19 protein-coding genes are annotated in these 19,994 nt (G+C 65.4%); 10 read left to right on the top strand and 9 right to left on the bottom strand.

The genetic code is table 11. The features are described 5' to 3' along the window. Nucleotides 1–11: 11 nt before the first annotated feature. From AC0L3C_RS11765 to AC0L3C_RS11775, 3 genes are read right to left on the bottom strand one after another with little or no spacing between them, the layout of a single operon-like run. On the bottom strand, nucleotides 12–2,267 hold the full coding sequence (locus AC0L3C_RS11765) for a xanthine dehydrogenase family protein molybdopterin-binding subunit (protein WP_473408064.1): 2,256 nt from the start codon (nucleotides 2,265–2,267) through the stop codon (nucleotides 12–14). Next, complete coding sequence (locus AC0L3C_RS11770; RefSeq protein WP_473408065.1) at nucleotides 2,254–3,315, bottom strand: FAD binding domain-containing protein; 1,062 nt, start codon at nucleotides 3,313–3,315, stop codon at nucleotides 2,254–2,256. The genes AC0L3C_RS11765 and AC0L3C_RS11770 overlap by 14 nt, the downstream gene beginning before the upstream one ends. Beyond that, nucleotides 3,312–3,809, bottom strand: coding sequence for a (2Fe-2S)-binding protein (locus AC0L3C_RS11775; RefSeq protein WP_473408066.1), 498 nt, complete (start codon nucleotides 3,807–3,809; stop codon nucleotides 3,312–3,314). The genes AC0L3C_RS11770 and AC0L3C_RS11775 overlap by 4 nt, the downstream gene beginning before the upstream one ends. 241 nt (nucleotides 3,810–4,050) lie before the next feature. Here AC0L3C_RS11775 and AC0L3C_RS11780 point away from each other — a divergent pair, with 241 nt between their 5' ends. Together AC0L3C_RS11780 and AC0L3C_RS11785 are read left to right on the top strand one after the other, a co-directional pair. Continuing rightward, nucleotides 4,051–4,689 carry a TetR/AcrR family transcriptional regulator gene (locus AC0L3C_RS11780; RefSeq protein ID WP_473284213.1) on the top strand — a complete coding sequence of 213 codons (639 nt, stop codon included), beginning with the start codon at nucleotides 4,051–4,053 and terminating at the stop codon, nucleotides 4,687–4,689. Between the two features lie 53 nt (nucleotides 4,690–4,742). Further along, a complete protein-coding gene (locus tag AC0L3C_RS11785; RefSeq protein ID WP_473263368.1) occupies nucleotides 4,743–5,150 on the top strand; it encodes a DUF4864 domain-containing protein in 408 nt (135 codons plus the stop codon). Here the strand turns inward: AC0L3C_RS11785 and AC0L3C_RS11790 are convergent. Further along, a complete protein-coding gene (locus AC0L3C_RS11790; RefSeq protein ID WP_473408067.1) occupies nucleotides 5,147–6,412 on the bottom strand; it encodes an MFS transporter in 1,266 nt (421 codons plus the stop codon). The genes AC0L3C_RS11785 and AC0L3C_RS11790 overlap by 4 nt on opposite strands. A gap of 152 nt (nucleotides 6,413–6,564) precedes the next feature. Here AC0L3C_RS11790 and AC0L3C_RS11795 point away from each other — a divergent pair, with 152 nt between their 5' ends. The 8 genes from AC0L3C_RS11795 (at nucleotide 6,565) to AC0L3C_RS11830 (ending at nucleotide 13,993) form a co-directional block, all read left to right on the top strand. Continuing rightward, nucleotides 6,565–7,011 (top strand): hypothetical protein, encoded by a 447-nt coding sequence (locus tag AC0L3C_RS11795; protein WP_473408068.1) that lies wholly within the window; start codon nucleotides 6,565–6,567, stop codon nucleotides 7,009–7,011. Between the two features lie 79 nt (nucleotides 7,012–7,090). After that, nucleotides 7,091–7,375, top strand: a complete 285-nt coding sequence (locus tag AC0L3C_RS11800; RefSeq protein WP_473408069.1) for a hypothetical protein — start codon at nucleotides 7,091–7,093, stop codon at nucleotides 7,373–7,375. 9 nt (nucleotides 7,376–7,384) lie between these two features. Continuing rightward, entirely contained in the window at nucleotides 7,385–8,821 is a 1,437-nt protein-coding gene (locus AC0L3C_RS11805) for a TolC family protein (RefSeq protein ID WP_473408070.1), read from the top strand. A 13-nt stretch (nucleotides 8,822–8,834) separates the two neighbouring features. Then, complete coding sequence (locus AC0L3C_RS11810) at nucleotides 8,835–10,172, top strand: copper oxidase (protein WP_473408071.1); 1,338 nt, start codon at nucleotides 8,835–8,837, stop codon at nucleotides 10,170–10,172. A gap of 35 nt (nucleotides 10,173–10,207) precedes the next feature. Next, on the top strand, nucleotides 10,208–10,663 hold the full coding sequence (locus AC0L3C_RS11815) for a cupredoxin domain-containing protein (protein ID WP_473408072.1): 456 nt from the start codon (nucleotides 10,208–10,210) through the stop codon (nucleotides 10,661–10,663). Between the two features lie 16 nt (nucleotides 10,664–10,679). After that, complete coding sequence (locus AC0L3C_RS11820; protein WP_473408073.1) at nucleotides 10,680–10,982, top strand: copper-binding protein; 303 nt, start codon at nucleotides 10,680–10,682, stop codon at nucleotides 10,980–10,982. A gap of 374 nt (nucleotides 10,983–11,356) precedes the next feature. Next, nucleotides 11,357–13,498, top strand: a complete 2,142-nt coding sequence (gene flhA, locus AC0L3C_RS11825) for a flagellar biosynthesis protein FlhA (protein ID WP_473408074.1) — start codon at nucleotides 11,357–11,359, stop codon at nucleotides 13,496–13,498. Nucleotides 13,499–13,792: 294 nt separating this feature from the next. After that, nucleotides 13,793–13,993, top strand: a complete 201-nt coding sequence (locus AC0L3C_RS11830; RefSeq protein ID WP_007600553.1) for a hypothetical protein — start codon at nucleotides 13,793–13,795, stop codon at nucleotides 13,991–13,993. A 650-nt stretch (nucleotides 13,994–14,643) separates the two neighbouring features. On the opposite strand, the gene AC0L3C_RS11835 is transcribed toward AC0L3C_RS11830, so the two are convergent. The 5 genes from AC0L3C_RS11835 to AC0L3C_RS11855 form a co-directional block, all read right to left on the bottom strand. Continuing rightward, nucleotides 14,644–15,081, bottom strand: coding sequence for a hypothetical protein (locus AC0L3C_RS11835; protein ID WP_473408075.1), 438 nt, complete (start codon nucleotides 15,079–15,081; stop codon nucleotides 14,644–14,646). Continuing rightward, nucleotides 15,078–16,064, bottom strand: a complete 987-nt coding sequence (locus AC0L3C_RS11840; protein ID WP_473408076.1) for an ABC transporter substrate-binding protein — start codon at nucleotides 16,062–16,064, stop codon at nucleotides 15,078–15,080. The genes AC0L3C_RS11835 and AC0L3C_RS11840 overlap by 4 nt, the downstream gene beginning before the upstream one ends. A 165-nt stretch (nucleotides 16,065–16,229) precedes the next feature. Continuing rightward, nucleotides 16,230–17,453 (bottom strand): NAD(P)/FAD-dependent oxidoreductase, encoded by a 1,224-nt coding sequence (locus AC0L3C_RS11845; protein WP_473284926.1) that lies wholly within the window; start codon nucleotides 17,451–17,453, stop codon nucleotides 16,230–16,232. A gap of 143 nt (nucleotides 17,454–17,596) precedes the next feature. Beyond that, nucleotides 17,597–18,556 (bottom strand): helix-turn-helix transcriptional regulator, encoded by a 960-nt coding sequence (locus tag AC0L3C_RS11850; protein WP_473263381.1) that lies wholly within the window; start codon nucleotides 18,554–18,556, stop codon nucleotides 17,597–17,599. A gap of 351 nt (nucleotides 18,557–18,907) precedes the next feature. Beyond that, a complete protein-coding gene (locus AC0L3C_RS11855) occupies nucleotides 18,908–19,960 on the bottom strand; it encodes an anti-sigma factor (protein WP_473263382.1) in 1,053 nt (350 codons plus the stop codon). Nucleotides 19,961–19,994 lie beyond the last annotated feature (34 nt).

A 19,994-nucleotide genomic window follows, 5' to 3' on the forward strand; every position in this document is an offset into this window, starting at 1 on the left:
CGGCCTCAAAGCTACGTCAGCAACTCCTCAATCCGGATCGGGAAGCGACGCACACGCACGCCCGTCGCGTGCCAGACGGCGTTAGCGACTGCCCCTGCACTGCCGGTGATGCCGATTTCGCCGACACCCTTGATGCCGAGCGCGTTCACGTGCGGATCGTGCTCCTCGACCGTGATCACGTCGAGCGGCGGCACGTCGGCATTCACCGGGATATGGTACTCGCCGAGATTGGCGTTCATGATCCGGCCCGTGCGGCGGTCGGTGATGGCTTCCTCGTGCAAGGCGAAGGATAGGCCCCAGATCATGCCACCGAACAGTTGGCTCTGCACCATGCGCGGGTTGACGATGCGCCCCGCGGCGAAGGCGCCGACCATGCGGGTGACGCGGACCTGACCGAGTTCGGGATCGACCTTCACCTCCGCGAATACCGCGCCATGGGCGTGCATCGCATACTCCTCCATCGCGGCCGGATTCGGCGCGCCGGTGCCGCGCGCCTCGACCTCGGCGACGCCGGCACGCGCGAGAATCTCGGCGTAGCTTTCGCCGCGGCTCTCGTCGTCGCGCCGGATCAACCTGCCATCGCGCGCGATCACGCCGGCATTGCCGGCGCCGAACAGCGGAGAGCGCTCATCGCTGGCGGCGAGATCGGCGAGTTTTGCAATCACAGCGGCGCCTGCGCTGTGGATCGCGGCACCCGCGGTTGCCGTGTGTGCCGAGCCGCCGGCGATGCCGGCATCGGGCAGGTCGGACGTGCCGGCCTTGAACTCCAGGCGGTCGATATCGAGCCCCAGTTCGTCGGCCGCGATTTGGGCCAGCGCCGTCCAGGCGCCCTGCCCCATGTCATGCGCGCCGATCTCCATGGCACCGGAGCCGTCGCGGCGAAGCACGGCACGCGCTTCCGCCTGGAACATCAACGCCGGGAAGGTCGCGGTGCCCATGCCCCAGCCGACCAGAAGACCATCGTCGTCGCGCATCTGCCGCGGCTGGAGCGATCGCTTCGCCCAGCCGAAGCGCGCCGCGCCCTGCTCGTAGCACGCGCGCAATGCCTTGGACGAGAACGGCTTGCTGGTGATCGGCTCGACCTCGGCATAGTTCTTCAGACGAAAGGCAAGCGGATCGATGCCGCAGGCCCAAGCCATCTCGTCGATCGCGCTCTCCAGCGCGATCGAGCCGGTCGCCTCGCCGGGCGCGCGCATGAACAGCGGCGTGCCGGTGTTGACGCGCACGGCATCATGCGACGTGCGGATCGCGGGCGCCGCATAGAGCGTGTGCGAGGCATCGGCCGCGGGCTCGTAGAAATCATCAAACGTGCTCGACACGGTCCTCGCATGGTGATCGAGCGCGGTCAGGTGCCCCTCCCCGTCGGTGCCGATGCGCAGCCGCTGACGCGTCGGCGCGCGATGGCCGACCGGGCCGTACATCTGCTCACGGCGCAGCACCAGCTTGACCGGTTTGCCGACGAGCTTTGCCGCCATGATGCCGAGGACCGGAGGACCAGCCATGAGCCCCTTCGAGCCGAACCCGCCGCCGAGGAACGGACTGCGGATGTGGATCTTGTCGTGCGCGATGCCGAACAATTCGGCAACACGCGCCAGCGACAGCATGAGACCCTGGGTCGGCATGTCGATCTGCAGGTTGTCGCCATCCCATGCAGCCACGATCGCATGCGGCTCCATCGCATTGTGATATTGCGGCGGCGTTTCGTAAACCGCGTCGATCCGCTTCTCGGCCGACGCAAGTCCCGCCTCCACATCGCCGCGATGATTTTCCGTGGGGTTGCCGACGCCGACGACCGGCGGCACGAAGCTTTCACCCGCATCGAGCCCAATGAGCGCAGGCAGCGTCTCGTAGCGCGGCGCCAGCAGCGCCGCGCCTTCCGTCGCCGCCTCCAGCGTCTCGGCGATCACGACGGCGATCGGCTGGTTGGCGTAGCGGACCTCGTTGCTCTGCAAGACCTCCATCCGGAATACGAATGGATTGGTCTTGATCTCGGGGTCGATCGCGAGCTCAGGCTTGTGGTCTGGCGTCATGACATCGACGACGCCGGGGTGGCGCTTGGCCGCCGCGACATCGAGCGAGGTCACGCGGCCACGCGAAATGCTGGCGACGGCCAGCACCGCAAACAGCATGCCGGGCGGATGATTGTCGGCGGCGTAGGTCGCCTGGCCTTTGACCTTGAGCACCCCGTCGCGGCGGGTCAGCGGCTGGCCGACGTTCGAGCCGTGGCGCAGATGGGCGGGTGCGCTGGTGAGATTAAGCTCGGGCATGAAGGGCTCCGGAGGTCGAGGCAAAGGGAGAGGCCGGCAGCGCGGGGATGCGCGCGGGCGTACCGGCGACGGCGAGGCTCAGCGCGCGCACGACGATGCGGCGCGCGAGCTCGATCTTGAAGGCGTTGTCGCCGGACGGTTTTGCGTCGGTGAGCGCGCGCGAGGCGGCTTCCTGGAAAGCGTCCACCGTGGGCGCGACGTTCCTGAGCACGTCCTCCGCAGCGCGGGCGCGCCACGGCTTTGCGGCGACACCGCCCAGCGCAAGCCGCGCCTCCGCGATCTTGCCATTCTCGAACCGCAGCGCAGCCGCAGCCGAGACGACGGCAAACGCGTAGGACGCCCTATCGCGGACCTTGAGATAGCGCGCATGCGCGGCAAAGCCGCGCGCAGCCGGCGGCAGGCGCACCGCGACGATGAGATCACCCGGTTCGAGCGCCGATTCACGCTCGGGCGTATCTCCGGGCAGCCGATGCAATTCGTCGAGCGCGATCTCGCGCCGCCCGTTCCTGCCCTCGATCTCGATGATGGCGTCAAGCGCGACCAGCGGTACGCAGAAGTCGGACGGATGCGTGGCGATGCAGTTTTCGCTCCAGCCGAGCACTGCGTGGGTGCGGTTCTCGCCCTCACGCGCGTCGCAACCGCTGCCGGCCTCGCGCTTGTTGCAGCGGCTGGCGGTGTCATAGAAATACGCGCAACGCGTCCGTTGCAGCAGATTGCCACCGACCGTCGCCGCGTTGCGCAGTTGCGCTGACGCGCCCGAGAGCAGCGCTTCGGCGAGAGCCGGGTAGGCCTTGGCAAAGTCCGCGTCATGCGCGAGATCGGCGTTGCTCACCAGCGCGCCGATGCGCATACCACCGTCGCCGAGGCGCTCGATTTGATCGAGCCCGTCGAGATGGGTGACGTCGACCAGACGATCGGGACGGCTGACGCCACCCTTCATCAGATCGAGCAGATTGGTCCCGGCGGCCAGATAGACGGCGCCCGGCTGCGCCGCGGCAGCGACGGCCTCGGCGACCGTGGCGGGCCTGACGTAATCAAATTGCTTCATGCGGAGCGCCTCTGGTTGGATTCGTCCATGCCGGCCTGCGCGTCGAGCACGGCATCGACGATGCCGGCATAGGCGCCGCAGCGGCACAGATTGCCGCTCATGCATTCGCGAATGCGCGCGGGATCGTTGCCGGCCTGCGCCTCGCTCATCATGCCGATCGCGCTCATGATCTGGCCGGGCGTGCAGAAGCCGCACTGAAATCCGTCATGGGCGATGAAGGCGGCCTGCACGGGGTGAAGCTGGTCGCCGCGTGCGATGCCTTCGATTGTGAGAATGTCGGCGCCTTCATGACTGATCGCGAGCGCGAGGCAGGAGTTGATGCGCTTGCCGTCGGCGAGAATGGTACAGGCGCCGCATTGGCCGCGGTCGCATCCCTTCTTGGTTCCGGTCAGATGGAGGCGCTCACGCAGGAGATCGAGCAACGTGACGCGCGGATCGTCGAGGACGAAGTCGCGCCGCGCACCGTTCACGGTGAGGCTGATGGAGTGGTTCATACAAGGCTCCGATCAGATATGGACATGAGTCGTCGCGCAGCGCGCCACCGCCGTGGCCGCCGTCGACATGCGCCGCCCGAACATCCATCCGGGCCAACGACTTCACCGAAGATACGGAGGCACCCTCCGCTTAACAAGAGCCGGTGGTAAATATTTGGAATTCGTCAAAAGCCCGTGCGCATCAACGCGATGCAGCCAGCGAAGGGTTCAATCTAACCAATTCGTGATCTACAGTGCCGGCATGGACGACCACACCGACCAGACCCGCAAGCCTCGCGCCGACGCCGTGCGCAATCGCGAGCGCGTGCTGGAGGCGGCCAAGGCCGTGTTCAACGCGGGCGGTCCGGAGGCGAGCCTCGAAGCCGTGGCAAAACGCGCCGGCGTCGGCATCGGCACGCTCTATCGGCATTTTCCGACCCGCGAGGATTTGTTCGAGGCGGTATACCGGCGCGAGGTCGAGCAGCTCAGCGAGCTCGCCGAGCATTTGAAGAACGGGGATCCCGTCGACGCGCTCAGGCGATGGCTCCGCTCGGGGGTCGAATTCGTTGCTACCAAGAAGGGCATGGTGGCAGCCTTGGCACTCGCGGTGCAGAGCGGGTCGGAGTTGCATGCCTTTTCCTTTGAGCGCCTGACCAAGGCGATCGGCTCGCTGCTCGATCGCGCAGCCGCGGCCGGCGCGATGCGGGCAGACGTCAGTCCCGAGGACTTGCTGCGCGCGTTCTTCGGCATGTGCTACATGCACGACCAGCCCGGCTGGCAATCCTCGGTGCTGCGGATGCTTGACGTGTTCGTCGACGGTTTGCGGGTGCAGCCTGTCACGAAAGCCAGGGTACGCGCGGCCGCCAAGCCCGCGAAGCCGGCTGCAAAGCGGAAGCGATAGCCGGCGAGATGTGCTAGGATCGGCGCCGCCGGGATTTCAACGCGGAGCCTGTCATGCGCATCGCCGCCTTGCTGGTCTTTCTCAGTGTCGCCTTTGGTCCCATCTCAGCGCGCGCCGACGATGTCACGACGGCACAGGATATCATCCGCGCCCAGGAGCAGGCATTCGGCCGCGACGACGCGCGCGCGGCCTATTCCTACGCCGCGCCGGCAATCCGGGAGATCTTCCCCGCGCCCGACATCTTCATGTCTATGGTGCAAAACGGCTATCTGCCGGTCTATCGGCACAAGAGCTTTGAATTTGGCGACAGCAAAAGCGAGGGCAGCCGGATTGCCCAGCACGTCCATATCATCGATGCCAATGGCGAGGCCTGGGAAGCGCTCTACACGCTCGAGCAGCAGGCGGACGGCAGCTACAAGATCACGGGTTGTTCGCTGCTGAAGGCGGGACAGGCAGTCTAGGTCGCAAAACCCGGGCCGGTCCTGACTGCATTCATCCGCGAACGGATCAGCAGCGTCAAGACGATGCCGATATTGAGCGCGTTCCACACCACGCCGTTGGCGAACGCAGCCGCATAGGAGCCTGTCGCATCGAAGATGACGCCCGAGACCCAGCCGCCGAAGGACATGCCGAACACGGAGGCGAAGATCACGATGCCGACGCGAGTTGCGGCTTCGCTCGCCGGCATCGCCTCGCGCACGATGATGGCATAGCTTGGCACGATGCCGCCCTGGAACAGACCGAACATCGCGGAGATCAAATACAGCGAGGTCAGGCTGTCGAAGAACAGGTAGAATACGAGTGCAAAGCCTTGCGCCAGCGCACCGATCAGCAGCGTCGGGATGCCCCCGATCTTGTCGGCGAGGTAGCCCGAGCCGATCCGGCTGACGATGCCGCAGGCCATCATCAGCGACAGCATCTCGGCGCCGCGCGCCACGCCATATCCGAGATCGCCGCAATAGGCGACGATATGCACCTGCGGCATTGCCATGGCGACGCAGCAGGAGATGCTGGCGATCGAGAGCAGCACCGTCAGCGTGTTGGTCGAGAGCTTGAGGTCGACCCGCGGCGGCGCTGCATTGGCATGATCGTGAACCTTGTCGTCGCCCATCTGCGCGCGCAGGACGAGCACCAGGATCGTCATCAGGCTGACGCAGACGAGGCCGATGCCGATGTGCGTGTAACGCCAGCCGATCGTCTGCATGCCCGTGCTCACAAGCGGGGGCCACATCGTGCCGGCGACATAATTGCCGCTCGCGACGATGGTCACGGCAAGGCCGCGATAACGCTCGAACCAGTGCGAGGCCTCCGCCATCAGCGGCGCGAAGGTCGCCGACGTGCCGAGCCCGATCAGGAAATACGCCGCCACGAATTGCCAGAGCTGGGTCGACAGACCCGCCAGCACGTTGGCGACGCCGAGGAAGGCGATGCTGATCGCCATCGCCGCCACGATGCCGAACCGGTCGGTGATCCTGCCGGCAATGACGCCGCCAAGCCCGAAGCCGAACATCATCAGAGTGAAAGCCAGCGACACCGCGCCGCGCGTGGCGGAGAATTCGGCCTGCACCGCGGGAATCATGACGACGATCGCCCACATGCCGACGCCGCCGATCGAACCGATCAGAAGCGCAATGACGAGGCGCATCCAGGCCTGACGCGAATCAGGGGTGAATGCTTCGGGTGTTTGTCCTGATTGATTTGGCGCGTGCACGGGCGGGACCATGGCCCGCGGATCGCCACAGGGTCAAGCATTGTGGCGCGATATTGGGCATGCACGGTGCACTGCGGTAAGAAGGAGCTTGGCGAACGCGGGTTTTGTCATTATTTTGCAAATCAGCGCGTGCAACATTGCCGCGCGAAGGGCATGTCGGCTGAATGTTGCTGCGATTGACGCGATCGATGCGGATCAGGGTGGGGCGTGTGATTGCCCTTGCCTATCTGTTCTGCGTGCTCGCGCCGGCCGCAAGCCTCGCCTGGGGTAGCGCTCCAGCACCGTGCCTCGACGACGCGCTCCTGGCCGACATCGTGCCGGTGCATCACCAGATGCAGGCCGGCCACACGCATGACGGCGCCTCGCATGACCATGCCGGGCCGCATGCGCATCACCAGGCCGCAGCGCAGGACGCGCCCCCCGCCCCTCATCATCACGGCGGCAAGGGTACGGCGGGACCGTGCTGCGCGATGATGTGCGTAAGCGCGCTGCCGGCCGACCTGCCCAGCGTCGCAAAGCCGCTTCAGCCGGTTTCCGCCTGCTCGCCCGAGATCGTGGCCAGCCTGCACAGCACGGCGGCTCCCCTGCTCTACCGCCCTCCCATCGTCTGATCTGACGCGCGACGACGTCAGGCCGAGCGCGCATCCGCGCGCGCGAACCTGTGGTCTCCAGACAGATCAGGAATGACTCATGCTTACGCTTTCCGGGGCGAAGTCCGCCGCTGCATCCACGGCGCGGGGACGACATTTTCGATTCAATTGGCCACTGCTGGCCGCGACGGCATTGGCGTTGTCCGGGTGCATGCCGGCAACGACACAAGTCGCCGGCGCCGATCCTGCCGATCCCGCGGCCAAGGTCGCGCGCGCCGGCTATCGTTCGGCGATTGCGCCGTACACCAGCCTGCGGCCGGTGACGCCGGCACCATGGCGCGAGCGTAACGAGAGCGTCGCGCCGCAACCCAAGCAAGACCGTTAGGAGCGCGCCATGACACACCGTCTCGCGCCAAGCCGTCTCGTGCCAAGCCTGCTCGTTCTTGCCTCGCTCGGCTTGTCGGGCTGCGCCGCCTTCTCGCCCGACAGCGGCATGAATGCCGTCTCGGAGCTGACGAGCCAGACCATCAAAAAGGATGTCGCCTTTGTGCGAACAACCGAAGGAGCCGGCGCGATCGACGCGCGCGTTCGCCAACTGCTCTCGCGAACACTCAACCCCGAGACCGCCGTGCAGATCGCGCTGCTCAACAACAAGGGCCTTCAGGCCGCCTATAACGAGCTGGCGCTGGCCGAGACCGATCTCGTCGAGCAGAGCCTGCCGCCCAATCCCGTGTTCTCGGTCTCGCGGATCTCGGGCAACGGCGCCAGCGAAATCGAGCGTCAAATTGTCGGCGACATCCTTGCGCTCGCCACGCTGCCGTTCCGCTCGGAGATCGCCCGCGATCGTTTTCGTCAGGCGCAATTGCGCGCAGGCCTGGCGACGTTGCGGCTTGCCGCCGATGTCCGCCGCGTCTATTGGCGCGCCGTTGGCGGCAACGAGATGGTGGCGTTGCTGACAGATGCGAAGGCGACGGCGGAATCGACCGCACAGCTCGCGGTCAAGCTCGGCGAAACCGGCTCGATCAACAAGCTCGATCAGGCTCGTGAACAGGTGTTTTATGCCGAAACCACCGCCGACCTCGCCACCGCGCGACAGACGGCAACGAGCGCGCGCGAAAAGCTGGCGCGCCTGATGGGGCTGTGGGACGGCGGCCTCGACTTCCGCCTGCCCAGCCAGCTGCCGCCATTGCCGCGCCGGCCGCAGGCCTTGCCGTCCATCGAAGCCGACGCGGTCGCTCATCGCATCGACCTTCAGATCGGGCGGCTCGAGCTCACCGCGCTGGCAAAGTCGCTGAACCTCACGGAGGCGACGCGCTTCGTGACACTGCTCGATCTCGCCGGCATCTCCCGCCGCACCCGGGATCCGGAAGGCGCGCCGTTCCGCGAGCGTGGCTTCGACGTCCAGTTCCAGATCCCGATCTTCGACGGCGGCGAGGTGCGGGTGCGACAGGCGGCGGAGACCTACAATCTCGCCTTCAACCGGCTGACCGAGTGCGCCGTAAATATACGCTCCGAGGCACGCGATGCTTACCGGGTCTATCGCTCCGGCTACGACATCGCCAGCCACTATCAGCGCGAGATCATCCCCTTGCGAAAAATCATTACCGAGGAGATGCAGCTCCGCTTCTCCAGCATGCAGGTCGATATCTTCGCGCTGCTCACCGAGGCGCGGCAGCGGCTCGCGTCGCTGCGCGGTGCAATCGATGCCAAGCAAAGATTTTTCCTTGCCCAGTCCGACTTGCAGACCGCCGTCAATGGCGGCGGCGCGCCTGCTGACGGCGACAATTCAACCACTATCGCCGCGGCAGCGCCTGCCGATGGCGGCCATTGACATGGAGGCCAGCATGTTTTCCCGCCGAGGATTTTTGGGCAGCGCCGCGCTCGCCGGCGCATCCGTCGTCAGCGGCCGCGCCCAGGCCGCCTCCATTCCGGAAGCCCCGCACATGGACAAGGTGGTGATGCAGCCGCCGCTGCAACCCATCAGCGGGCCGGACTATCACCCCGTCGTGACGCTGAACGGCTGGTCGCTGCCGTTCCGGATGAACGGCGACTGGAAGGAATTCCATCTCGTCGCCGAGCCTGTGGTGCGCGAATTCGCCGAGGGCATGAAGGTGAATCTGTGGGGCTATAACGGCCAGTCGCCGGGCCCGACCATCGAGGCCGTCGAGGGCGACAAGGTCCGCATCTTCGTGACCAACAGGCTGCCCGAATACACCACCGTGCACTGGCACGGCATGATCATTCCCAGCGGCATGGACGGTGTCGGCGGACTGACGCAGCCGCACATCCAGCCGGGGAAAACCTTCGTCTACGAGTTCGAGATGAGGAAGAGCGGGACCTTCATGTACCACCCGCATTCCGACGAGATGGTGCAGATGGCGATGGGCATGATGGGCATGGTCGTCGTGCATCCGCGCGATCCGAACTTTCGGGCCGTCGACCGCGACTTCGTCTTCGTCATGAGCACCTATCGCGTCGATCCCGGCACTTATCTGCCGAAGGTCAACGAGATGACCGACTTCAATATGTGGACGTGGAATGCGCGGGTATTTCCCGGCATCGATCCACTGCCGGTCAGGCTCGGCGACAAGGTGCGCGTGCGCATCGGCAATCTCAGCATGACCAACCATCCGATCCATTTGCACGGCCACAGCTTTGCGGTGACCTGCACCGACGGCGGCTGGATTCCGGAGAGCGCGCAATATCCGGAAACGACGACGGACGTACCGGTCGGCGCTGTCAGGGTGTTCGACGTGCTCGCCGACAACCCCGGCGACTGGGCGTTCCACTGCCACAAGTCGCATCACACCATGAATGCGATGGGACACGACATGCGCAACATGATCGGGGTGTCGCGCAAGGATCTCGCCAAAGCCGTCGGCAAGCTCGCGCCTGACGGCATGGCGATGGGCTCGACCGGCATGGCGATGGGCAACATGGAGATGCCCGCGCCCGACAACACGCTGCCGATGATGACCGGCACCGGTCAGTTCGGTCCGATCGAGATGGGCGGGATGTTCACGGTGATGAAGATCCGCGAGGGCCTCGCGCGCGACGATTATCGCGATCCCGGCCCCTACCAATTCCCGAAAGGCACCGTCGCCTACGAGGTCACGCCGCCGGCCCCGGAGCCCGTGCGGCAACAACCAGGCGGACCGCCGATGAAGAACATGAAGATGTGAGCGTTTCGATGAACCACCACCAACTGGAGATACCAATGAAGACGACGATCAAGCTCGGTCTCGCGCTGGCCGCGCTTTCCACCGCGCCGGCCTTTGCCCACGACCAGCACGGGCACGGCACCTTTTCGGCCGGCGAGCCCGGCGATCCCAAAAAGCCCGCGCGCAAGATCGAGATCCTGCTGAACGAGATGGACTACGCACCCGCCAGGATCGAGGTCAAACGCGGCGAGCAGATCCGCTTCGTGCTGCGCAACGTCGGCAAGGAGGACCATGAATTCCTGCTCGCCACCACAAAGGAGAATCTCGCGCATGCGGTGGAGATGAAGAAGCATCCGCACATGGAGCACGACGATCCCAACGGTGTCAGGCTCGCACCGAGCAAGACAGCCGAGATCCTCTGGAAGTTCAGCAAGGCCGGCACGTTCGAATTTTCCTGCCTGATCCCCGACCACCGCGACTACGGCATGGTCGGCCACGTCACCGTGAAGTAACGCAAGGGAGGCTCCCATGAACCGCATCATCCGTATCGCCGCAGCGCTGGCGCTGACCGTCGGCCTTGCCACAGGTGCCCTGGCAGCCCAGGGCGCCGCAATCAGCGGCGAGGTCAAGAAGATCGACGAGGGCGCCGGCAAGATCACGCTCAAGCACGGGGCCGCGAAGAACCTCGGCATGGATGAACCCATGACCATGGTCTACCGCGTCAAGGACCCGGCCGTGCTCAAACAGGTGAAGGTCGGCGACAAGGTGACTTTCGAAGCCGAGGAGGCGGCTTCGGGTTACACCGTGACCCGAATGGAGAAGGCGAAGTAGGCTGCCTCCACGATGGTCATTCCGGGGCGCGCCTCTTGGCGCGAGCTATGATGCGCAATTGCGCATCTGAGAATCCATTTCCCCACGACGCCTGCGGCACATGGATTCCGGGCTCGCGCTTCGCGCGCCCCGGAATGACGGCCTGAGAGCCCCGAAATACCCCGGTCAGCCCCCATGCCACACCCTTTATTAACCCTTTGCTAACCATACACCCGGCAAGAATTGCCCAGTGGAGTCGAGTGTCGTCAGCCGCGTAGAACGGGGAGTGCCCTGTGGACGCCAGTGCGGTGCCTCACTTTCGGAACGGCGGCCCTTCGGCCGTCGGGCAGACGTTTGGGGCGCGCGGACGGCAGTCGCGCGGAGGGGCAGCTACCATGGTCGACGTCACCGCGGGACAGGGCGTAGGCAGCACAAACGCTGGTTTCCCCACCCTTGCCGAGATCGGCAACATCCTCAAGCGCGGCGATATCGCGCTGGCGCTCGGCGTCCTCACCATCCTGGTGGTGCTGATCCTTCCCCTGCCCGCGATCGTGCTGGACCTGTTCCTGGCGATTTCGATCACGCTCTCGATCCTGATCCTGATGACGTCGCTGTTCATCCAGGCGCCGCTGGAATTCTCCGCTTTCCCGACCGTCCTGCTGATCTCGACCATGCTGCGGCTGTCGCTCAACATGGCCTCGACCCGCCTGATCCTGTCGCACGGGCACGAGGGCACGGATGCCGCCGGTCACGTCATCGAGGCCTTCGGCAGCTTCGTGATGGGCGGCAATTTCGTCATCGGCATCATCGTCTTCGCCATCCTGATCATCGTCAATTTCGTCGTCATCACCAAGGGTTCGGGCCGTATCGCCGAAGTCGCCGCCCGCTTCCACCTCGACGCCATGCCCGGCAAGCAGATGGCGATCGACGCCGACCTCTCCGCCGGACTGATCGACGAGGCGGTCGCCAAGCAGCGGCGCAAGGATCTGGAGGACGAGAGCGGCTTCTTCGGCGCCATGGACGGTGCCTCCAAATTCGTCCGCGGCGACGCCATCGCCGGCCTCCTGATCGTCTTCATCAACGTCGTCGGCGGCATGATCATCGGCGTGGCGCAGCAGGGCCTGTCCTTTGCCGATGCCGGCCGCAGCTACACGCTGCTGACCGTCGGTGACGGCCTCGTCACCCAGGTGCCGGCGCTGATCGTTTCGACCGCGGCCGGCCTGCTCGTCTCCAAGGCCGGCGTCTCCGGCGCCGCCGACAAGGCGCTGATGAAGCAGTTCTCCGGATATCCGCAGGCGCTGGCAATGTCCGCGGCGGTCATGCTGGTGCTGGCGGCCCTGCCGGGCATCCCGACCCTTCCCTTCCTGGCGCTCGGCTCCGGCGCTGGCGCCCTCGCCTGGCATGCCCGCAACCGCAACCGCGCGACTGCCACGGCTGAGGAAGTCGCGAAGACCGCACCTGCGCCGGGAACGCCGGGCGCAGCCGGCTCCGCTACGGCGGAGGAGCCGATCTCCGCGGCGTTGAAGATCGACGACCTCAAGATCGAGCTCGGCTATGCCCTGCTGCCGCTGGTCAACGGCCCCGACGGCACCGATCGCCTGACCGAGCAGATCAAGGCGCTGCGCCGCTCGCTCGCGATCGAGATGGGTTTCGTGATGCCCGCCGTGCGCATCCTCGACAACGTCCAGCTCGAAGCCAACACCTACATCATCAAGATCAAGGAGGTCGACGCCGGCACCGGCAAGATCTGGCCGAACCAGTTCATGGTCATGGACCCCGGCGGCAGCCAGGTTCAGGTGCCCGGCATCCACACCACAGAGCCGACCTTCGGCCTGCCCGCGACCTGGGTCGATGCCAGCCTCAAGGAGGAGGCCTCGCTCAAGGGCTACACCGTCGTCGACGCCGCGACCGTGCTCTCGACCCACCTCACCGAGCTGCTCAAGGCCAACATGTCGGACCTGCTCTCCTATGGCGAAGTGCAGAAGCTGCTCAAGGAGCTGCCGAAGGAGCAGGGCGAGCTGGTCAAGGACATCGTGCCCGGACAGGTCACGGTCTCCGGCATCCAGCGCGTGCTGCAGCTGCTGCTCGCCGAGCGCATCTCGATCCGCGACCTCTCGACCATCCTCGAAGGCATCGCCGACTCGCTCGCCTTCTCGCGCAATCCGGCCACCATGGTCGAGCACGTCCGCGCCCGCCTGGCGCGGCAGATCTGTGCGCAGAACACCTCCTACAGCGGTTATCTGCCGCTGATCGCGCTGTCGGCGCGGTGGGAACAAGCCTTCGCCGAATCCATTATAGGCCAGGGCGAGGAGCGCAGCCTTGCGATGCAACCCTCGAAGCTGTCGGAGTTCATGACCGGCGTGCGCGAGGCCTTCGAGCGGGCCGCGCGTGAAGGCGAGGCCCCGGTACTGGTCACCTCTGCGGCAATTCGTCCCTTCGTGCGTTCCCTGGTCGAGCGGTTCCGGGCCCAGACGACCGTGCTGTCGCAGGCTGAAATCCACCCCAGGGCGAGATTGAAAACGGTCGGAAGCATCTGATTTGCCTTAAGAAGCCGTGTGTTTTTTGGCCACAGGCAAATGGTTTTTGAGTTTCTGGCGCCTTGCCGATCAACGGCCGGCAAGGCGCCTGACAGGCACATTACACCTTTGAAATAATTGCAAAATTGCACGATCCAGGGCCGTTTTTGATCGCGGCTTCTCACGTCCTGTCACGCTCTTGTGATCGCCTCTTGGGAACGAATCCCCCCAATACTAGGTTGTTGGGCACCGGAAGCATGAACCTGCCCAAACACGCAGGCGACTACTTCGGGTAGATGGCGGCAGGAGCCTTCCATGAACCACTCGATTTACAGCGCAGATCGCTCGACCCACCTCAAGATCGTGGTTGTCGCGCTCGTTGCCGGCATCGCGGTGGCGGGTCTCGGGATCACCGCGCGTACGAGTTCAGACGAAGGCCTGACCCAGACCGCTCGCGTCATGAAGGCGGGCAAGCCGATCGCCATCACCAGCTCGAACGTTTCCCTCGTTCGCTAAGGAGATTTGAGTTTCAGGAATTCACGCGGCTCTTTATCAGCCCCCCAAAGTCGCCACGTGGATATGTAGACGACCCCAACCCCAAGTCGACTACAGAAAGCGCCCGCCCCCCACGGGCGCTTTCTCATGTCTGGGGTATGTCGCGCGATACTTTCCTCTGGTGTCCCGGACGCGCTGCAGCGCTCTTCGCGTTGCTGCGCAGAGCCGGGACCCAGCAAGCCACGCCGCCCGCTGACACATGGGCCCCGGCTCTGCAGCGCATCACTTCGTGCCGCGCTGCGTCCGGGGCACGAGACTGAGTTTTCAGGCACACCTGCTTCAACATCGTCATTGCGAGCGCAGCGGAGCAATCCAAAATCCCTCCGCAGAGACAGGCTGGATTGCTTCGCTGCGCTCGCAATGACGGAGTGTAGGCAAGAACGTCGCTCTTAGATTCACATCTCACTTGTAGACACACCTTCGCATCCTCGCGACGCGTTTCGCCCGAGCTTTGCTTCATCGCCTCACCCTCGATTGAAAGAGGGCGCAGGGAAGACCGGGTGCCGGCTGGCGCCCGCGGTCCACTGTGCGAAAGGCAGTAGCGAAATCTGCACAGCGGCATACAGGTGAAGCCAAAACATCCGGCCTTCCCTGCGCAGTGGCTTTACGGCTTATGTCGTGATCTCCCCGGGGAGCGATGCACTATTGCCCCCGTCGCCTTGCGGATGGCTGACGCGCGTGCCCGGTTGGGCAACCCACATCACCGCAACACTTGGCGCACAGACCCCGGGCGCCAGGACCACACGATTTTGCCGTACGCCGATCACACCGGTCGTGTGCGCGACGCCTTCACTCACGGTTGCCCGCCCTGCGAAGTCCTTCGCGCCGATGTGACCAACGTCCACCGCCGTCCGGCCCGCGTTCGTGACGATCGCGATACGCCCCTCTTCCTTGGGCCGGAGTGAGGCGAAATATACGCAATTCCGAAATTCGGTAAAGCGGAATATTTTTGGTGGCGCGGATTGACCGGCAGCTTGGGTGTTTTGCCCGACGGGCAACGCCAGGGCTTGTATGAGGCCATCATGTCTTGGCAACGGCCGTGCCTTCATGACTCGATCACTTCATCGGCCAACGCCACGAGGCGGTCCGGCGCCGTGACGCCCAGAGCCTTGGCCGTCTTGAGATTGAGGACGAGCACAAACTTGCTGGCCTGCTCGATCGGCAGGTTCGCAGGCTTTTCGCCGCCGAGGATCTTTGCGGCATAGATGCCGGCGCGGCGGAAGTCGTCGATCAGATCGGCCGAATAGGACATCAGAAGCCCGGCGCGGCCCCACTCCGGATAAGTGCCGACCGTCGGTTTTCCCGGCGCCATCACCAGGGGCAAGACGCGGCGCATGTTGTTGTAGAGCAGCGGCTCGCCGGACACATAGAGGGCATCAACGCCATCCCGAATGCTCGCCAAAACCGCGGCCTCGACGTCATCGAGCCCACGAACTTCATGTCGAACAACTGAAAAGCCGAGTTGACCAGCGACGCTTTGCAATACGTTGAACTCGATTCCGGCTAGAAGAGACGACGAACCGATAAAACCGAGCGCCTTCAGGTCCGGCACCAGCTCCTTGAACAGGTTGAAGCGCTTGCCGGTAAGTGCCTGCTCGCCGCCAACCGCACTCATCACATTGCCGGTCGCATGGCCGCCCGGGTGCACATAGCTTTCGGCGAATCCTGCTTTGATGGGATCGGCGGCATAGGATGTGAAGACCAAGGGCAGGTCGGGCAGCATCTTGTGCGTGACCGGCGCGGCGGCAGCCGAAGCAATGATGACGCGCGGCTTGAGAGCAGCGAGTTCAAGCGCAAGGGCGGGCAACCGGTCGAAGACACCGTCCGCGTAGCGCCAAGCAAAGGTGAAGTTGATGCCCTCGGTAAGGCCAGCCTCCCGCATGCCCTGACGGATAGCCACAATCCGATCTTCAGCGTTTTTTGCAGGTCCCGGCACCAGCACGGCGACGATCGGCAAGTCCGGCTGGGCACGCGCCACAAAAGGGAAGGCTACCGTCGCGCCCAGTATGGCAAGAAGCTCCCGCCGCCGCATGTCCACCCCCGAGATGTAACGAGCACTCTATCGGCTTCGTGGAGGTCCTGACCAGGAGATTGCAGTGATGCCGTTCGCAACGGCCCAGCCGGCGTCGGGTCAAAGCCTCGGCGGGCATTGCCTTCCTTTGCTTCCTTTCGCCCGGCTCATGGGTGCAGGGCCAGCTCAAACACGCGGCGCCCCATATGTCGGCGGCGGAGCCTGCACGGTCGGCGCGGCCGCAGCGAACAGCTCGTCCTTGTTGCCCGACAGCGGCGGATAGATGCGCTTGCGGTTGATGGTCTGCTTGGTTGCCTTGGCGGCCGCGCCGGTGGCGCGGACTTCGCGGTCCCACCCTTCCGTATAGAGCGCGCCCCAGCCGCCGAGATCGAGCACGGTCACGTACCAGTCGATCCGGAGCGGCAGCATCGGCAGGCCCGCGAGATCGGCGACCACATTGTGGCCGGCGAAGCGGCCCATGGGACGCGCGAACTGGCAGGACATCACGGTCGGATGCAAGCCGTCGACCACGCTCGAGGCGACATCGCCGGCCGCGAACACGCCGCCGACATCCGCAACCCGCATCATGGGATCGACGAGCAGGCGCCCAAGACGATCGCGTGCGTCCGGGAAGCTCGCCGCCAAGGGGCTCGCGCGCATCCCGGCACACCAGATCACCGTCCGCGTCGGAATGAACTCGCCCGAACTCAGACGCAGGCCGGCGGCCTCGACGGAGACGACGCGGACGCCAAACCGTGTCTCGACGTCGAGCGAGGCCAATGCCGTATCGATGACGGGACGCGCATGTGCGCCGATCGTGGCGCCCACCGCAGGATTGGGATCGACCAGGATGATGCGGCGGCTGCCGGTGATGCCGGCGCGCGCCAGCTTGTCGGGCATCTCGGCCGCGACCTCGATGCCAGTGAAGCCGGCGCCGACCACGACGATCGTCGAGCGCCCCGGCGCGGGCACGCTGCGTCCGAGCGAATTGAGATGATCCTGGAGGTGGAGCGCCGCTGCATAGGTGTCGACGTCGAAAGCATGCTCGGCAAGGCCGGGAATGTCGGGACGCATCACTTCGCTGCCGAGCGCCAGCACCAGCCGGTCATAAGTCAGCGTCTCGTCGCCGCCACACGTCACCAGCGAAATCTCACGTCGTGCCGGATCGATGGCTTCGACCTCGCCGATCCCGTGACTGACGCCGATCGGATCGAGCAGTTGCGCCAGCGGAAGCGCGACCTCGCTGAGATCGGCCTCGTAATTGCGCACGCGGATGTTGTGATAGGGATTGCGGTCGACGACGCGGATCTCGATGTCGCCGCCAGCGCCGATCTCGTCGCGCTTGCGCGCGGCACCGATGGCCGCCCACAGGCCTGCAAACCCGGCGCCGAGCACGACGATACGCGCCATGTCCGTTGACTGCATTTCCCAAGAGGGCGACGACGAAGCGACGAACGATCAAGCCGTCTGACCGCGCAGACAGCTATAGCTCCATCCGGCCGGGCGGACCAACTGCCGTGGTACCGGCGCGCCGCACCAATTGTCGGCTCGGCTCAGGCCTCGCGCAGTTCCGACGGCGTCGCGGCAAAGCGCTTGCGGAAGGCGCGGTTGAAATAGGACAGATCGGAGAAGCCCGACGAATGCGCGATGTCGCTGATCTTGCGGGTCCTGGCACGGGGATCGCTGAGCAGCTTGCGCGCGTGCAGCAGGCGCTGCTCCAGCACGAATTCGGTGAAGGTCGTTCCGGCCTGCTCGAACAGGCGCTGGGCCTGGCGCGGGCTCAGGCCCGAGCGCGTGGCAATCTCGGACAGGCAGAGATCGTTGCGGCCAAGCGCAGCCATCACGTCGGCGCGCATGAGATCGAGACGGGCCGCCGCATGACCTCGCCCGCGCGCGAGACTCGCATGCTCGGCGTCGGTGCCGAGCAGGAGGCCGACAAGATCGACCATGTGCTGCGCGGTGAGGCGCTGGCCGACGGCGTCGAGATGCGGCGCGTGATGGGCGGCAAGGGAGTGGTAGCGGAAGATCGTCTCGGCGACCGCGCCGTCCGAGAGCACTTGCGACAGCTTGTCCTCGGCGCGCGGATTGATCTCGAGCAGTGCGCGGCGCGGCATGCGGATGGTGGTGAAGCGATCTTCCTCGGTGTGGCCGACGGTGCCGGTGATGCTCATGTCGACGAGCACCATCTGCGCCGGCGCAAGCTCCACGGCATGGCCGTTCTGCCCGACGCGGACGAGACCCGCATGCGCCGCGATCAGGACGAGATCGTCGCTGCCGTCGGCAAGGTGGCTCTGGGTGCGTGAATATTGCGCGGAGGCGCCTTCGGGAATGGCGAGCGCGATATTGTCGACCACGCTGACCTGGAGCCGGCAATCGATGCTGTCGCCTCGGCTCGGCCCGATATCCAGGCCGCAGGCCCCGAAAGTCCGCTCTCGCCAATGTTCGAAGGCCGGGCCGTGTGGCAGCCCCGCATATTGGTGAATGAAGATGCCCGACGTTTTCGCTGCATCCATCTGATTTCTCGCCCCTCTCCGGCACCATGATCGGGGGCGCCGACTGCAAATTCCGGGCATTTGACGCCGCGACAAGCGGAGAGGTTCAAATCGGGGGCGGATTCGGCTGGATTTGTCGGAAGACGACGGCAGGACGGACCGTGGCGACGGAAATTGATCAGCATTGCCACGACGATGTTGAAGCGTCCAATGCCCCCCGATGTCGTCCTGGACAAGCGAGCAGAGCGAGCGCCGATCCAGGACCCATTACCCCGAGATTGAGTGGTTGCTCACCCGTGTGGCCACCGCTCACTCTCGCAACAAGCTCTTGGGGTAATGGGTCCTGGCTTTCGCCAGGACGACAATGGAAACCTACTTCTTGGCGGGCGCCTGCGGCTGCGCGGGCGGCACGGTTTCGATCAGCTTGCCGGAAAACACCGGCGCCGAGGTCGGCTGGCCGTTCGGCGAGCCGCCCGCCTGCTCGACGGTGACGGCGTAGGTTGCGCCGTTGACGACGTCGGGATCGTACGAACCGAGCACCGGTCGTGCGGTGAAATCTCCGGCGCCGATCACGCCCAGCGAGCGCGGGCGCGGCAGCTTGTCCGAGATCAGCCAGAGCTCGAAACTCTTGCCGGGCTCCGGTGCGGCGCCGACCTTGCGCACGGTAAAATTCTTGGTCGCACCGTCGATGGTGAGGATAAAGGCGGGACCTCCGCCCTGGCCCTGCAACAGCGCGACATATTGCGACGACGGGAGCGGCGCCGGTGTCTTTACCTCGACGGTCTGGATGCGTGGCGCCGGTCGCAAGCCGCCCGGCAGCGCCTCGGGCTTGAAGATCTGAAGCGACAGCGTCACGAGCAGCGCGGCCGCGAGCGCACCGACGGCGGATGCGATGGTGCGCCAGCGCTTCACGCGGCCCTCGAGCCGGATCACGTTGCTGTTGTCGGCGACCGGCGGCGGCGGCGCACGCACGACCTCCGGGTCTGGCGCGTGGACCTGCGGCATGAAGATCGGCGCGACGTCGGGAAGCGCATCGGGCGCCGGTGGCGTCGTTTCGGGCTGCTCCGCTTCGGGAGGCTGCGGTACCGGTTGCTGCTTATTCTCCGACGCCACCGGCGGAGGCACGGTGTCGGGCGAGGAAAACTCCGGCACGGGTGGCGGCGCTGCGTCCGGCAGCGCTGGCGGATCCTGCGCAAAGCCCGTCCGCGCGAGCTCGGACCTGATGTTCTCCCACACGATCGGACGCGGCTCGATCGAGCCGACCATCTGGTTGAGGACGCCGAGCCGGAATGCCCACGCCTGCACGACGTCGGCGAACGCCTTGTCGACCGCCATCATGGTCTCGACCTGCGCGCGCTCGCCGGCGTCGAGCGTACCGAGCGCATATTCCGCGGCGAGCGCGATATGGTCCTCCGTATAGGCCATCACTTGCGGTCCAGATCCACCATCACCGTACGAG

The organism is Bradyrhizobium sp. WSM4872, from assembly GCF_055811715.1.

Bases quoted from the DNA above. Each gene is read 5' to 3' on its own strand.
- AC0L3C_RS11805 (WP_473408070.1), top strand. From the start codon at position 7,385: ATGACACACCGTCTCGCGCCAAGCCGTCTCGTGCCAAGCCTGCTCGTT.
- AC0L3C_RS11765 (WP_473408064.1), bottom strand. From the start codon at position 2,267: ATGCCCGAGCTTAATCTCACCAGCGCACCCGCCCATCTGCGCCACGGC.
- AC0L3C_RS11835 (WP_473408075.1), bottom strand. From the start codon at position 15,081: ATGAAGGCACGGCCGTTGCCAAGACATGATGGCCTCATACAAGCCCTG.
- AC0L3C_RS11815 (WP_473408072.1), top strand. From the start codon at position 10,208: ATGAAGACGACGATCAAGCTCGGTCTCGCGCTGGCCGCGCTTTCCACC.
- AC0L3C_RS11810 (WP_473408071.1), top strand. From the start codon at position 8,835: ATGTTTTCCCGCCGAGGATTTTTGGGCAGCGCCGCGCTCGCCGGCGCA.
- AC0L3C_RS11840 (WP_473408076.1), bottom strand. From the start codon at position 16,064: ATGCGGCGGCGGGAGCTTCTTGCCATACTGGGCGCGACGGTAGCCTTC.
- AC0L3C_RS11830 (WP_007600553.1), top strand. From the start codon at position 13,793: ATGAACCACTCGATTTACAGCGCAGATCGCTCGACCCACCTCAAGATC.
- AC0L3C_RS11795 (WP_473408068.1), top strand. From the start codon at position 6,565: ATGTTGCTGCGATTGACGCGATCGATGCGGATCAGGGTGGGGCGTGTG.
- AC0L3C_RS11775 (WP_473408066.1), bottom strand. From the start codon at position 3,809: ATGAACCACTCCATCAGCCTCACCGTGAACGGTGCGCGGCGCGACTTC.
- AC0L3C_RS11785 (WP_473263368.1), top strand. From the start codon at position 4,743: ATGCGCATCGCCGCCTTGCTGGTCTTTCTCAGTGTCGCCTTTGGTCCC.
- AC0L3C_RS11820 (WP_473408073.1), top strand. From the start codon at position 10,680: ATGAACCGCATCATCCGTATCGCCGCAGCGCTGGCGCTGACCGTCGGC.
- AC0L3C_RS11855 (WP_473263382.1), bottom strand. From the start codon at position 19,960: ATGGCCTATACGGAGGACCATATCGCGCTCGCCGCGGAATATGCGCTC.
- AC0L3C_RS11845 (WP_473284926.1), bottom strand. From the start codon at position 17,453: ATGGCGCGTATCGTCGTGCTCGGCGCCGGGTTTGCAGGCCTGTGGGCG.
- AC0L3C_RS11850 (WP_473263381.1), bottom strand. From the start codon at position 18,556: ATGGATGCAGCGAAAACGTCGGGCATCTTCATTCACCAATATGCGGGG.
- AC0L3C_RS11770 (WP_473408065.1), bottom strand. From the start codon at position 3,315: ATGAAGCAATTTGATTACGTCAGGCCCGCCACGGTCGCCGAGGCCGTC.
- AC0L3C_RS11800 (WP_473408069.1), top strand. From the start codon at position 7,091: ATGCTTACGCTTTCCGGGGCGAAGTCCGCCGCTGCATCCACGGCGCGG.
- flhA (WP_473408074.1), top strand. From the start codon at position 11,357: ATGGTCGACGTCACCGCGGGACAGGGCGTAGGCAGCACAAACGCTGGT.
- AC0L3C_RS11790 (WP_473408067.1), bottom strand. From the start codon at position 6,412: ATGGTCCCGCCCGTGCACGCGCCAAATCAATCAGGACAAACACCCGAA.
- AC0L3C_RS11780 (WP_473284213.1), top strand. From the start codon at position 4,051: ATGGACGACCACACCGACCAGACCCGCAAGCCTCGCGCCGACGCCGTG.